General features: G+C 29.0%; 10 protein-coding genes. All 10 read right to left on the reverse strand.

Going from position 1 to position 13654, the window contains the following annotated elements; translation table 11 throughout:
* Nucleotides 1-41: 41 nt before the first annotated feature.
* Nucleotides 42-1925: a TnsD family Tn7-like transposition protein gene (locus tag G9F72_RS23875; RefSeq protein WP_164959873.1), complete on the reverse strand. Its 1884-nt coding sequence runs from the start codon at nucleotides 1923-1925 to the stop codon at nucleotides 42-44.
* 6 nt (nucleotides 1926-1931) lie between these two features.
* Complete coding sequence (locus G9F72_RS23880) at nucleotides 1932-3599, reverse strand: AAA family ATPase (protein WP_164959872.1); 1668 nt, start codon at nucleotides 3597-3599, stop codon at nucleotides 1932-1934.
* Nucleotides 3583-5745 carry a Mu transposase C-terminal domain-containing protein gene (locus G9F72_RS23885; protein ID WP_224676239.1) on the reverse strand — a complete coding sequence of 721 codons (2163 nt, stop codon included), beginning with the start codon at nucleotides 5743-5745 and terminating at the stop codon, nucleotides 3583-3585. Before G9F72_RS23885 ends, G9F72_RS23880 begins: the two co-directional genes overlap by 17 nt.
* Complete coding sequence (locus tag G9F72_RS23890) at nucleotides 5723-6571, reverse strand: TnsA endonuclease C-terminal domain-containing protein (RefSeq protein WP_164959871.1); 849 nt, start codon at nucleotides 6569-6571, stop codon at nucleotides 5723-5725. The genes G9F72_RS23885 and G9F72_RS23890 overlap by 23 nt, the downstream gene beginning before the upstream one ends.
* Nucleotides 6572-6706: 135 nt before the next feature.
* Nucleotides 6707-8038, reverse strand: a complete 1332-nt coding sequence (locus G9F72_RS23895) for a protein kinase domain-containing protein (protein ID WP_164959870.1) — start codon at nucleotides 8036-8038, stop codon at nucleotides 6707-6709.
* Nucleotides 8039-8092: 54 nt separating this feature from the next.
* A complete protein-coding gene (locus G9F72_RS23900; protein WP_164959869.1) occupies nucleotides 8093-8659 on the reverse strand; it encodes a site-specific integrase in 567 nt (188 codons plus the stop codon).
* 31 nt (nucleotides 8660-8690) lie between these two features.
* A complete protein-coding gene (locus G9F72_RS23905) occupies nucleotides 8691-8840 on the reverse strand; it encodes a hypothetical protein (protein WP_164959868.1) in 150 nt (49 codons plus the stop codon).
* A 252-nt stretch (nucleotides 8841-9092) separates the two neighbouring features.
* Nucleotides 9093-11045, reverse strand: coding sequence for a P-loop NTPase fold protein (locus G9F72_RS23910; RefSeq protein WP_164959867.1), 1953 nt, complete (start codon nucleotides 11043-11045; stop codon nucleotides 9093-9095).
* Between the two features lie 1165 nt (nucleotides 11046-12210).
* Entirely contained in the window at nucleotides 12211-12819 is a 609-nt protein-coding gene (locus G9F72_RS23915; RefSeq protein WP_164959866.1) for an HD domain-containing protein, read from the reverse strand.
* A gap of 152 nt (nucleotides 12820-12971) precedes the next feature.
* The gene (locus G9F72_RS23920; protein ID WP_164959865.1) at nucleotides 12972-13634 is read right to left on the reverse strand and encodes a hypothetical protein; all 663 of its coding nucleotides are present in this window, start codon (nucleotides 13632-13634) and stop codon (nucleotides 12972-12974) included.
* Nucleotides 13635-13654: the final 20 nt, after the last annotated feature.

The following is a 13654-nucleotide window of genomic DNA, read 5'->3' on the forward strand; positions in this document are numbered from 1 at the left end:
TATTGTTCATTTACAAAAATAACCATGATTTTGCACTTACATTAAATGTTTTTGTCATATAAAATACTATTCACTAATAATTCAACCCCATTATCTGTCCTTAATCCTGCTTTTTTAACTACTTTCCAAACCTTAACATCTTCCCCTTCTCTATTCAGGATATTTATTGCCCAGCTAATCCTTCTATTTCTAAATTCATCGTTACTCTCAATGTTTGCATTAATGCAATCCTTTGTTAACCATAATTTATCAAGATGTTTTTCTATTAAATCTAACTTATCTATCTTTTTTCCAATGCTACTAATTGTAATTCTTTCTGGCTTTCCTTGTGAATTTGACATAATTTCTATAGCATTTTTAACTTCAATTAATATCTCTTCATCTCTCTTAGCCCAATCCACTCTGTTGTTTACTACAAATTTTTTAATTACTTTAGGAGAACTTTCATTTAACCATTTTCTATCATTTCTATAAAGCCATATATATACTCCCTTATTCATATTTCTCAATTCTGTTTTTGACTTTTTAGGAAACTTCCCAATTAACGTTCTCCACTCATTACGATAATGTTGCTTATCCTTTTTGTTATCATTAAAGATTTCTATTGCTAAGTCTGCCACTTTTTCAACTGTTTCAGTTCTCCAATATAGCTCTAACCCTAATATATCAGCATATTTTTCTACAGTTTTTGCGTCAACTCTTAATTCTCTGGCAATAGCTCGTAACCTTAACCTTTTATCAAACAGTTCTTTAAGTCTTTCTTCCCACACTGAACCAAAATTTTTAATTCTACCTATTTTATATCTATCAAGTTTGTCCACATCGGGACCGCCCCTACTATAAATAAATCCACAGGAGCATATAAATGTTCCAATTACTTTCTTGCCCTTGCAGTCATAAGTTATTTCTAATTTTTCAACTATAGGCTTTAAATAATGCTCTGCTCCCCCATTAAGGCATGGCCATGGTCCATCTCCAAATGGCTTATATTCTTGCTTAATCTTAAATAACTCTTTCAAATCCAATCCTAAATACTGCATTAAAAGCAAATGCCTTATAGTATGAAAAGTTTTTCTATGTTTCCTCACAATCATACTTATCCAGTTGCTTTCATCTTCCACAGAAACAGTAGATTGTACCGCAGTCAAAAACTCTTCTCCATAATAATCTATGAAGCTCTTCACTAATTCATTTTGTTTAATTTGCCCATTAACATTGGCTATTCCTAAATGAATTAACTTTATAGTATACTGCTCCTCAAACCACGCCATAGGCATGTTAGAAAACTTAGCATTGAATAGTTTTTCAATATCTTTAGCTAATATAGAAACTCTATCTAATGTTTCATTAGGATAAAAAACTGTATTATACATACAACAATTTTCTTCTGTAGCACATATAAATTCATGTTTATTCTGAGAGTGAATTAAAACCTTGCTATTTAATAACAAGGTTTCATGTTTGAGACATATTGTTATACTCGGTATCTGGTGAATTCTGTTCCAAAAGAATTCACCCCACCGCAGTTTATTTTCTTTATTGCATTGGGGGCAAAACTTGAAATAAGTATTTTCTTTAACTGAACTTGCCATAATTCCTGCACTATTATATATATCTCCACCATTATCTCCTTTCATAAGTTGATATATATTCTCCGCTCTTTGTGGAGATAAAAATGCTGTGTAAAAAGGAAACAAAGTATGTTTATATATTATTTCCTCAGAGGTATATTTGCAGTTAATAGGCATATTTTTTATAAAATTATCAATATTAGAAGGCAATGCCATAACTGCGGATACCGTCCTTGAACCAACCACATCCTCTAAAGTTGCCTTTGGACTAATATTTCCGCTTCTAATGTTGTACCTGGCTATTGCACTATATAAAATTTCGCCTTCATATATCATCGGGAAAAAGCTTACCATAATTCATCACCCTACCTTAAAAGTTTCTTTATCAAAATGCTTTATATATCTATTTTCATTTAGTGCTTCATAGGCAGTTATTCCTTTTCTCTTCCCTTCCGCTACAATAAATCTTAAATCATTAACATTATCTATATCTTGTTTCCTTTTAGAAGTTCTTGTTTCTTTCTTAACTATATCCATCTCTAAGCTTAATTTATATGATTCCTTAACAAGCTCTTTAATTTCTATATTCCTCCCTTTGTTTAATATACTTTCCTCAACATACTTTTTTGCCTTAATAGACTCAACATCAAGGTCTATTAGCTTTAGGATAGCCTGTTCTTTAATATTGTCTTTATTTAAGTTCTCATTTAATTTCTTATTATTTTGCAGTTCCCTGATTTTATTATTTAAAGATATTTTTGAGCTTTCTTGACCTAAAAAATTATCTATATTAACTGAATATAAATCCTCATATTGAGCAATTGCCTTTATAGACCCCGATTTAAGTGCCTCAATCATGGGTCTAACAAGTTGTAAATTCTCTTTAGCAACACTTCTTATAATGTTAGCAGTAATTTCTTCCTTCCCCGATGAAATAGCCCTTATTTGAGCCATAGCAAAAAGTTTAATTGCTATATCTGTGATTCCCTGACTAAATTCGTAGAGTGTATCCTTGATTTCTCTTGAAATAATAATGGGTTTTCTTGTCCATTGGTAATCAGCCATTCCTTCAATAATTAAATCCCAGTTTTCATCGTTTTTAAGCCTGTCTACCAAAAAATCTCCCTGGCCGCTCCCTCTCCTTGCCTGACGAAATTGAGATTGTAAAATTGACATAGCTTTATTTGTGCCGATTAAAATAATTGGAATCCCTATATTTACCAAAGTCACGAAAAAATTCAACATCTTATCAGCCCCACCTGATTTTGCCAGTGATAGGTGTTGAATTTCATCAATCACCAATACTCCCAATCCTATGTTCTTTGCAATCTGACCCATTATTGGCATTAACACATTTACAGCCTGTCTCCCACTTCCATATTTCTTATGATAATTGGTTCCAAGTAACCCGTCAATCTTCAAGAAAAAATCTATGCACAATCCCTTTATAGACCCCTCGTGTCCACAATCTAATTTTAGCCATGCAACTTGATACATGCTAAATTTAAACCCTTTATATTCATTATGGACAATGATTTGTGGATACATTGATAGAATTAATTTAATTGCTGTACTCTTTCCGATTCCCGAAATACCAATAATTGTAAATCCAGATGATGTTGTTCTGAATGACTTATTATTAGTCATTTCCATATTTGCATTTAAAATCATTTTGTGTCCTCTCCCAAAGCTTTCTGCATATTCTGCTATAAAAGGATTTCTTGCAATATATCCTTGTCTTATTACCCTTGAAACTCTACTCTCCAAGTCTAATTCCCAATTTAAAGGCTGAAAATACTGAAACAGCCTTTGTATAAGATGATACCTAATATGTGATTCAAGGTTTCTCTCTTCCTCGCTAAAGTATGGATATACAGCAAGTTTATCAATTGCCTCTTCGCTTGAAATTATATTAGGAAGACACTCAATCAGCGGGTTATCATGGTACTCTTTAATAATTTGTTCCTTATAGTTTGCAATTTCAGCTTCTCCTCCATTATTAATTAAAATCTTATTTACGTACTCCATTTAATTTCTCCTTTTGTTTTTTTCTTAATAATTCAATACTGCTAAAGTTTCCATCAGCCTTACCTGCCTTAGCACACTCCATAGAAACTACTTCTGAATTCCCCATATAAGTTTTCTTTCCAAGTTCAAAAGCTTCATTGTTACGATTTAGTGTTTTTTCTATTTTTCTATTTATTCTTATACCTTTAATCTTACTTCTATCACTTTCCATTGAAGAAACTACATTATTATTAGCTTTTTCAGATTTCTTTACTATTGCTTGAATTTCTGATATTAAGTCTATCTTTGATTGCAATATACTCTCTTGATTTAACGTTTCCTTTTCCTGTTCCATTTTAAAGAGATGTTGAATTTCATCTAAACTTTTATTTTTATATTTCTGTTGATTATCAAGTAAAAAACACTTTTCAAATGTATTTATATCTTTATTTTTAATATAGATATAGCTCATGTTTCTTATATCGTAACTAACAGTAATGGACCAACTACATTGTCTTGCCTTCTCAAACCATTTTTCAACTAATGCCAAATTACAACTATAATATATTCCTTTAAACTTTATTCCTCTAAATGTAATTTGGGCTATAGCAGATGGCATTAGGTATAATTTAATTGTATCCTCTGAAACTGAACGCAATTTCCCCGCTCTATTTCTTACACCCCACTCCCATAATTTATTTGGTATACAATCTACATCATCCTCTATCATCATCTCTTCTCTGTTGTAACTTTTTAGCCAATGTGAGTTATGATATAACACTAACTTAATTACAATTTGTGTAAATTCAAACAAATTAAGTCTCCCCTCAATTCGATAATCCTTTCCCGTCCTCTGTCGATGGTCTTCATTTATATAACCAGGAACAAAGGGTTTGATAGCCATAGTCATACTTAGGAAGAATCGTTCAATTTTTGCTTTTAGGTCGCCCCTATAAGAACTTGTATTTTTCACATTAATATGTAATCCATTAATAAGATTTTCGACTGCATAACCTTCAAACTCACCTCTATCAGCCAACAATGAATCGCATAATTGGTCGCAATTCCATTCTTCATTATTTATTGAAATACCATATTCCCTACAAAACTCTACTTTATCTCTTGCACAATTAGCAAGTGCTGTCATAGCTCCACTCCAAGATGGGCCTTCCAAACCAATGTAAATGCCAACGATTTTCGTGGAAAATAAATCCATAACGCAGTAAATAATTGGCCGCCCTATTATCCAATTTCTGTTAAACATTGAGGTCAAGAATACATCCCCTATTGTTGCGTCCACCATAAATACAGAACCTGGACCCTGTGCTTCTTCTGTAGAACTTCCTATCACAGCTCTACTTTCAAGTTCATATTTTTTTGCACTTTTTCTTAATGTAACTTCTTTTTTTATATTTCTTTCCTGTTTATACCAATACTTAAACTGATTTATCGTTGGTAATTCGCTATTTGACTTAATTAAAGGAATTTTAATTCCTTTTTGTATCTTAAAATCATCAAAAAAGAACTCCTTTAACATTAATTCATAGGCTACGGTGAACGAATTTTGTTTACTTGTATAATAGTATTTATCAATAGCAATTCTAAATATTCTTTTAATCTCATCATCTATATTGATTCCAACACCAATTATATCTTTATATTTTTTAGGTCTTCCAATTTTTGATAATCCATTATTATTGCGTTCTTTGCCTGGATTTCCGCAATTGCAAAAGTCTGGAAGGAGTGCATTTATATTTTTAGACCTTTGCCAATATCTTATTAAATACCTATTTATACTCTTACTACTAATATCAAATTGTTCACTTGCTTTTAAAATAATTTCCTTTCTTTTCTTTGTTTCAAATATTTGTGGTTCTGTATTAATCGAACTAATGATATTCCATCTTTTATTCCTTATTTTCTTGTATTCATCGCTTAAATCCTCTTCACTTATTAACTTAAAAACTGGGTCATCATCCAATATTATAATATTGCCCTCTTTTAACCCCTCATGGATGTCTTCTATATTTCTCACAAATGGAATACATGTATTTGCAAATATATCTATAATGAACGCAATTGTATATTCATTATTTATCCACAGAATTCTCTCCACTTTTTCTTTTGAGTATTCTAAAAGTGTATTAACTGCCAACAACTTTGTCATTTATAACTTCTCCTTTATTCCTATTTAGTATGACTTTGCTAATAGGTTGGTTAATATTAATTTCTTCATCCATATTAATTAACAATTGTTTAGTTGCAATTAGATACTTGAAAAATAATAATCCCGTCCCACTTTCAAAGTTCATTTCATAATCAAATTTAGTAGTAACCTCTCTAATTACGTTAGGGCTTCCATCTAATCTCCTCATTAGTAAGTCACATAAACATTCCCTTTCACTTTCTTTAAATCTTTCATCATTATTTATCTCTAACGAAGGATATACCCATGAAATATTTTTAGCTCTTACAACTGGAATATCTTTTTGAGTTACAATTCCCCAATTTATTTTTTTAGCTTCATAGTATCTCCGTTGAATTTCATACCTATCAATAATATTCTTTTTGTCAAGCTCCAATGATGACTTCACACTTCTTGCATAATAATTAATCTTCCCATCAATATTTTTAACTGTTATAAGAAATGTTGTGGTCAATACATGTGGAGCATTATCACCATCATTTCTATACTTTTCATACAATGAATCTTCATCTAAATTAAGAACTCTATTTAAGTCGAGCAATGGATAATGTTCTCTGACATCTATTACAGCCTCTTGCCATATAATCGAATAAAAATATCTTAATTCATTATCAGTAAAAAAATGATATATTCTACCTGCTTCGTAGATTCTTGTTACCCTTCCCCTTGAAGGCATGTCTTGAATAGTTAGCCAGGGTTTATAATCTCTACCCTCTCCTTTTCCACGCCCTTCTTTTATAAATCTATTATATTTTTCAAGTGTCCAATCTAAATTCCGTTTTGTCATATGTACGTCCTCCCATTTTGACTAAATTAAATAATACAAAAAACCATATACAATAGGCAACTTAGCTGATTTTTTTTATCAGCTAAGTTGCCTATTGTATATGGTTAAAATTAATATTATTATTGTACAGTTTACTTATTTAGCTACCGACCTTTTTTCAATATAATCTACTATCTCATTTAAGTGTAAATCATTTTCATACTTAGTTGTTGCACTTATAGACCCTATAATATCTATAACAATTTCATCTTCTTTTTCTTTATCTTTGTAACATAGTAAATTACACATTTTTTTAACATATTCGGGTGAATAATTTATATATACTGCAATATTCAACATAGCTTCATTTCTTGTATGACGAAATATAGGAGATACAATGAATTTTTTCTCAATAGATAACTTGTATGTTATCATCTTTAATATTCTAACTTCTTCATCATAACCTAATTTTATAAAACCTTTCTCGTTATGGTACATATGTAAAAATAATTCTTCCATTACTCTCTTCTTTTCATGTAAAACATTGTGCTGTATATGAAAAACAAAATCACCTATTCCATTCTTTTTATTATCTTCCAATTCCTTTTGTAAATCTAATTCAGTATATACTCTGCTCATATTACTAATATCATAGATGTAATCCTGCAACTGTTCTATAAATTCATTGATTTTAATTCTTTCATTGGGTTCTTGCTGAGTAGCATTTTCTAATAGCTTCTCTAATGGGCTAAGATAAATATGAAAATCAATGAAATCATTTAATCTAATTCCTTTTGTATCATTATTATATACACCGTCAAACGCATACTTACTATTTGTAATTAGAATCCACAATGTTTTTGCTAAAGAATATACATCCGCTATTTTACCATCAGCCATTTTTGCATTTAGTCTCATTTCGGGAGCAATTGTAGCTTTAGGACCTAAATAATTCCTCGTAATATTATCCTTTTTAGGATAGTCAACTAATCCAAAATCACTCAATACCCATTTATCATTATAAAAGTATATATTCTCAGGTTTTATATCTCTATGTGCAATTCCAGCTTTATGAAAATACTCTATTGTTTTTGCTAATTCAATAAAATTTAGCAACATTTTTATAGATTCCTCTTTACTACTTGAAACCTTTTTGTTTATTACTTCCCTGATAGGTTTAGCTAATGGCATAGTATACCACGCTGGTACTCCATTTCCAAAATCTTTAATTTCGGGAATGTTCATATCTATTATAGGTAATATCCCATCATTTTGTTCCTGATGTTCTCTTACTATCTTAATTTCATCTTTAAATCTTGCATATCTTTCTTTAAAGTCATTTTTATTAGTTAATATTTTCATTGCAAATTTATTATTACTTCTATTTTTTACTTCATATACCTCTCCATTCCCTCCTTTTCCTAAGGTATTAGTTATTGTATAATTACAAATTTTCGTCCCTTTATTATATTTATACCCATATCCCATATATAGCACCCCTTAAAAATATTAACCTTGTGTATGTTTTATAACTAATAATATTTATAAATTTAATGACATATAAACATTATCTAAGTCATTCTGAGTAATCCCCAGATACTTCCTTGTATTTGCCATACTACTATGATTTAAAGCTTCCATTATAAGAGCTAACGACACACCTGATTTATAGGCCCAATAACCCCAAGTTTTTCGCATAGAGTGTGTTGATATTGGTTCTTTAATACCTACATAATCTGCTGTTTGGCTTAATATGAAGGCCGCATGTTGACGGGTAATCGGTTTTCCATTTCCTTTCCTTGATTGGAAGACATAATCATCCTGTTCTAAATCATACTCCTGCATGAACAATATTATACTCTTGCTCAAATTCTTAGTAATCGGAAATCTCTTAGCCTTGCCAGTTTTCTTTTCATTTAGCATTATAAATTCTGTTGGCTTTCTTCCACTCCAAATATCCTTAGCCCTCATACATAATATGTCAGAAATTCTCAATGCACTGGAAATTCCCACCATAAACATTAAGTAATCTCGTACATCTTTTCCCTTTAAAAAAGTTTTCATTGCTTCCAATTGTTTCTTATCTCGGATTGGACTTACTGTATTCATCATATCCCCCCATCTTACATAATATTAGTTTTTAAGCTATTATGTCATATTCAAAGTCTGCTTTTCTATCGAAATGCTTGAAAGTCTCTGAAATAGCCATTCTTAATCTTACTCCGTAGCTTTCTGTCAGATTCAAATATTCTAATAAATAAATGCAGATATTTATTAGAATTATCTGCATTTATTTGAGCTACTACATATATAAGTAACTATTTCTACCTTGTAATATAATTATACCTTTTAGAATAATTGTATTCAATCAAATAGCTATATTATAACTGTTGAAGATAGTCAATGAATTAGAAGCAATGTATAATTTAGTCATAGTAAGGTAGGTAATTGATTAATACTTGTTATAAGTAATTCCATCTATCAAAACATTTTAAAGCTCCATTTTTAAATTATTATATTTAAAAGCACATTTCAAATTTTACTAATTTTTAATATTGATTGTTTTTTCTATTGTTTTAGATAACTGATTTAATATCATTTTACTTAAAGAACCGTCTTTTTCTTTAATATTGTTTTCAATAAGTTCTTGAAGTATTTTTAAATTGCTAACATCCCCTTCTAAAGTAATATAATTATATTTATATCTTTCAATAACAATATTTCTAAAAAGAATCAAATTCTTATTACTTAATAAAATTAATTTATTATACAATTCATTAATATCACATATGCTAAATATTGATATATCACAATAATTGTATACCATCTGTTTTTGAAATTCACTTATATTACCTGGCAGCATATTAAATAAAACATTAACATCATTAATACTCATTTTATTTTTTAATTTATCATTTAAACTATATATATGTTTTCTTATTTCAATTAAATCTTCATCATTAGAAAAATCAATCCCTTTATATGCCATATCTATATTTTCGTAATATTCTGCATTCACTTCTGACTTTTTTAAGCCTTCCTTAATAATATCTTTAATTTGCTTCATATCTAATTTAATTATATTTTCTTTTAAAAAATGCCTCAGTATAAAAAATGCATTTAGGTAACATGAAAAATGCACTTCACCTTCTTGCAAGTTTTTTAGAGTTTCACTTAATGCATTGTTAAATTCGACATCGTCCATGTTCCAATATCTACCAAAAATTATCTTTTTATAACTCGGTTCTTCTTTATCGCCTAAGTTGTCTTGTAAAACTTTCATTTCTACTTTAATTAAATCGGTGTTAATTATGCTTGTCCTGATATATTCCTCAGCAAATTTAAAGAATAAGCAGTCTATTTCTGTTCCAGGATAATATCTTCTTCTAAATTCAGTAAAATACTTTTCTCCCTTTTTAACCATATTCTCCATCACTATTTCCGATTGAATAGCGTAATAATCTTTAAAATCTTTGAATTTATCTTTATCAACTTTTGAAGATTTAATTTCAAAAGAGACTGACAGTACAAAAACCAATAAGGGTTTTTGAATAATTTCCTTCAACTCTTTGTCATAACTAATTATATGTTTATAAAGTATACCAAAATCATTTAGAGCCTGTTTTAATATCCTGATATTTTTTGTTTTACTTCTTATAAAAACATCGATAACTATTTCTTTTTGTGATTTCAAAAATATACCCAATGAATCATTTATTGAATAAGCTTCTAATATGTTTTCTATTATTTTAATATTGTTAGGAACATAATCAAATGTCTTTCCTATTAATTTCTCCTTAATCTTTGCATATTCATTAGTCTTTCCGAAAATTTCAGCATTATTATCATTAATTAAATCTGTTAAAGTTTTTTCGTTTTCTTTATTATTTATTATTTGTAGTGCTTCAGTATTATTCATTACTATATATGCTGAGGCTAAAGTTTTTAATTCAATATTTCTATTTATTATTTTACTTTCAAGTTCTTTTTCATAACAAATTATTATAGTCTTTATTTTGTCATGTTCCACAAGATTATTTATATATCCTAATATATCTGTTATATTAACATTTGCCCTTTCTAAATCATCAAAACACAAAACCTTATTTTTCAAAGAACTTAATTTTGAATAATCAATTTCCATTTTATCTAATGAAAATCCAAAGAAACTTGCTCCTGTTATGGCTACTTTAACAATTTCAGGTACTACATCGCCACCTTTGCTATTAAATATCTTTCCCATAAATTTCTTTGAAGATGATAAAACCTCAATAAAAATTTTCTTTGATATTTCTTCCAAACTATTTATTCCATACAATGATATATAAATTGATTTTAGCTTAATCCCATTTTTCTCAATATCATCTATTTTCTTTTGTAAACCATTCTCCCATAAGTAAGTCTTTCCACTTCCCCACTCTCCATTAATCATTACAGCATAGTCTGCATTATCATTTTTTACATATTCAATAATACCTCTTTGTAATTCCTCCATAAGTCCCCCTTTTAAAAAGTAAGTTATTAATCCAAAAACTTGTTGTGTTTAACTATACTTTTATATTTCATATTTCTAAAATAGTATAATAAAAAAGCACCATAACGGTGCTTAACTTTTGATTTCGGCTCTATGCTGATTTAACTTTATCACATGCTCTACCCTTGAGCTAACTCCCCGCAAATACCGCATAGAGCTATAGTTAAAAATATAATATTTATAACACACCACATCCTTCCGCATTTTTCCTTGATAGTTCCAATTAAGTTTCCAACAGTAACTTTAATTGTAGCTTCTCCAAGTTGCTTAAAAGCACAAATACTTATGGTTGAATTATAGGGAGTGCAGGACTCGAACCTACGACCTGGGCAAACGATTTAGTTTTCAACATATTATACCATAAATAGATTAAATATGAAATTACAGTATTTATTCATGCCATATATATAAGTTCCATATATCATAACTATTTAGTCTGTATCTAATTGTGTTCCACTTACTTTTCAACACTTTTGCGTATTTATGTTTCACCTATTAATAATAGCTTAATAATAACAATTAATAAAACTGCTTATTACAACATAATTACTATTATGTTGCAGTGTTCATAGTCAACAGTCAGACCCTATCCTATATAAACTAAAATTGTTATTACCCTTAAAATCTTACTTTTCATATTCATCTGCAAAATAGAAATCTACTTATTGCCAATAGTGTTCATTCTACTTGATTTATGACTATGGTATGAATTACATTTTATATACTTTCTGGTATACTAAATACATGAATCTATATTTTTTTAAAATTATATAAAATCTCTAAGGATTATTATTATAAAATTTCTTCCCCTTGTGCCTGTTTGAATTTCTATATGTTATAGGAAACTCCAATTTCTTAAAATATATAATAGTGGTAAGTGTACAAAGTATAAACCCCTTGCTTATTTATCAAATTAAATAAGCAAGGGGTCTTATTTTAGTAATTTAAATTTGTTGAATATATTTAAAACTATGCTACGTCTAAGTTAGTTTTGATAATATGACATTTTTTAAAGAAAACCCAAGGCCATCCGTAACTTACATTTTTGGTGCATATTAATTTATATCACCAAAATCATCACCCAGTTAAAATTTCAGTTGTATTACTAATAATATTTTGCAAAATATTAGTCTATCTTATAGTCTTCATTGAAATATTCATATGCTTCTTTAGAATCTAAATGATATACTTTTAGCTTTTCTCTATTGTTGTATAAATCGCTTAAATAACAAAATATTGCACTTTCTTTTGAAAGTTTCATCACCTCTTTCATCTCCTGTATTAATTTTTTATATTCAAATTCTTTCCAACTCAATTTATCAGCTAAAAAAACTTCTATTTCCGTCATACTCGGATTCTTTCTTGAAGTCGTATGATACTTAATTGCCTCTAATACCGTTTTATCATTTATGCCAAATACTCTTTCCGCTATTAAACATGATATTTTTTGATGTAAAATCGAAGGGAGTTGCCTTTCTTCATCTAAAACCTCTATATTGTGTTCTATACAAAAATCTATAATTTCATCATTCCCAACAACTCTTCCTAAGTCGTGACAATAACAGGCCCTCAAACTTCCAGTTTCAATACGACCAAATTGTTTCTCAATACTATACAATTCATTAACAACATCTAATGTGTGTTCGTATGTGTCATGTTTGCCATATTTAAAAAAGTAACCTTTTACATCTTTTATTAAGTCACCTGTTGCAAGAAAATCAAAGTAATTTTTCATAACAGAATTCACTCCTACTATATTTTATTATGATTTGAAAAAACTATAATTTGTAATACTAAATAGACACATTTTCAAAAACACTGTTGTAACACAATTTATGAAGAATGCGAAGTAACTTAAATTAAATTTTATTTCTTTAATAGAATACCTCACATTAATAAATTCTGTGATGGGTTATTATCAACTGTAGAATAAACAATAAATTTAGGCTCTTCGGACAGGCAGTTGAATAAATATTCAACAGAACAGTCTTGCCTTTTAATACCGAGATTATCTGCAATGGTTTGTTGAATCTCATAGAAATTAGGCATATCTTCCACTATTTCTTTTATACACAATTCTATTATCTTTTGTATATCCCCATTATAGTGCTTTAATAATATTAATAAAGCTATCCAAAATGGATAAAAAATAATTAAAGATAATAACTCCTTCAAGTTATTTGCTATTTTACCCGATTGCCCATCTGAACTCACATAAGCAATAGGAACGTTTTCATCTTCTATATTACCAATACCGCCAATAAATCCATATACACCGCCCCCTTTATCCTTAGCAAATATGTTAAATTGTTCTTTTGAGTAGAATAAGTAATCTTCTTCATGTTCTTCATTTTCACACATTATAAAATCACAGTATTGTTCTAACAAAGAGTAAACAAGTCTTTCCTGCTTGGAGAGGGGTTTTTCTGTAAGTGTGATTGGAAGTAAATTCTCTTGTTTCAACTCTTTGTTTTGACCATTTGCTCCACCGATAAAGTATGCAGTTGGGCCATCTGTCATCTTATCTAAATTATCAAATCTATTAGCCATTTTATTAATTCCTCCTATTA

Origin of the sequence: Clostridium estertheticum (genome assembly GCF_011065935.2) — a bacterium.
In the GTDB taxonomy this organism is placed as follows: Bacteria; Bacillota; Clostridia; order Clostridiales; family Clostridiaceae; genus Clostridium_AD; species Clostridium_AD estertheticum_A.

Coding starts and splice junctions, on each gene's coding strand:
- G9F72_RS23875 (WP_164959873.1), bottom strand. CDS start 1,925: ATGGTAAGCTTTTTCCCGATGATATATGAAGGCGAAATTTTATATAGT.
- G9F72_RS23880 (WP_164959872.1), bottom strand. CDS start 3,599: ATGGAGTACGTAAATAAGATTTTAATTAATAATGGAGGAGAAGCTGAA.
- G9F72_RS23885 (WP_224676239.1), bottom strand. CDS start 5,745: ATGACAAAGTTGTTGGCAGTTAATACACTTTTAGAATACTCAAAAGAA.
- G9F72_RS23890 (WP_164959871.1), bottom strand. CDS start 6,571: ATGACAAAACGGAATTTAGATTGGACACTTGAAAAATATAATAGATTT.
- G9F72_RS23895 (WP_164959870.1), bottom strand. CDS start 8,038: ATGGGATATGGGTATAAATATAATAAAGGGACGAAAATTTGTAATTAT.
- G9F72_RS23900 (WP_164959869.1), bottom strand. CDS start 8,659: ATGAATACAGTAAGTCCAATCCGAGATAAGAAACAATTGGAAGCAATG.
- G9F72_RS23905 (WP_164959868.1), bottom strand. CDS start 8,840: ATGCAGATAATTCTAATAAATATCTGCATTTATTTATTAGAATATTTG.
- G9F72_RS23910 (WP_164959867.1), bottom strand. CDS start 11,045: ATGGAGGAATTACAAAGAGGTATTATTGAATATGTAAAAAATGATAAT.
- G9F72_RS23915 (WP_164959866.1), bottom strand. CDS start 12,819: ATGAAAAATTACTTTGATTTTCTTGCAACAGGTGACTTAATAAAAGAT.
- G9F72_RS23920 (WP_164959865.1), bottom strand. CDS start 13,634: ATGGCTAATAGATTTGATAATTTAGATAAGATGACAGATGGCCCAACT.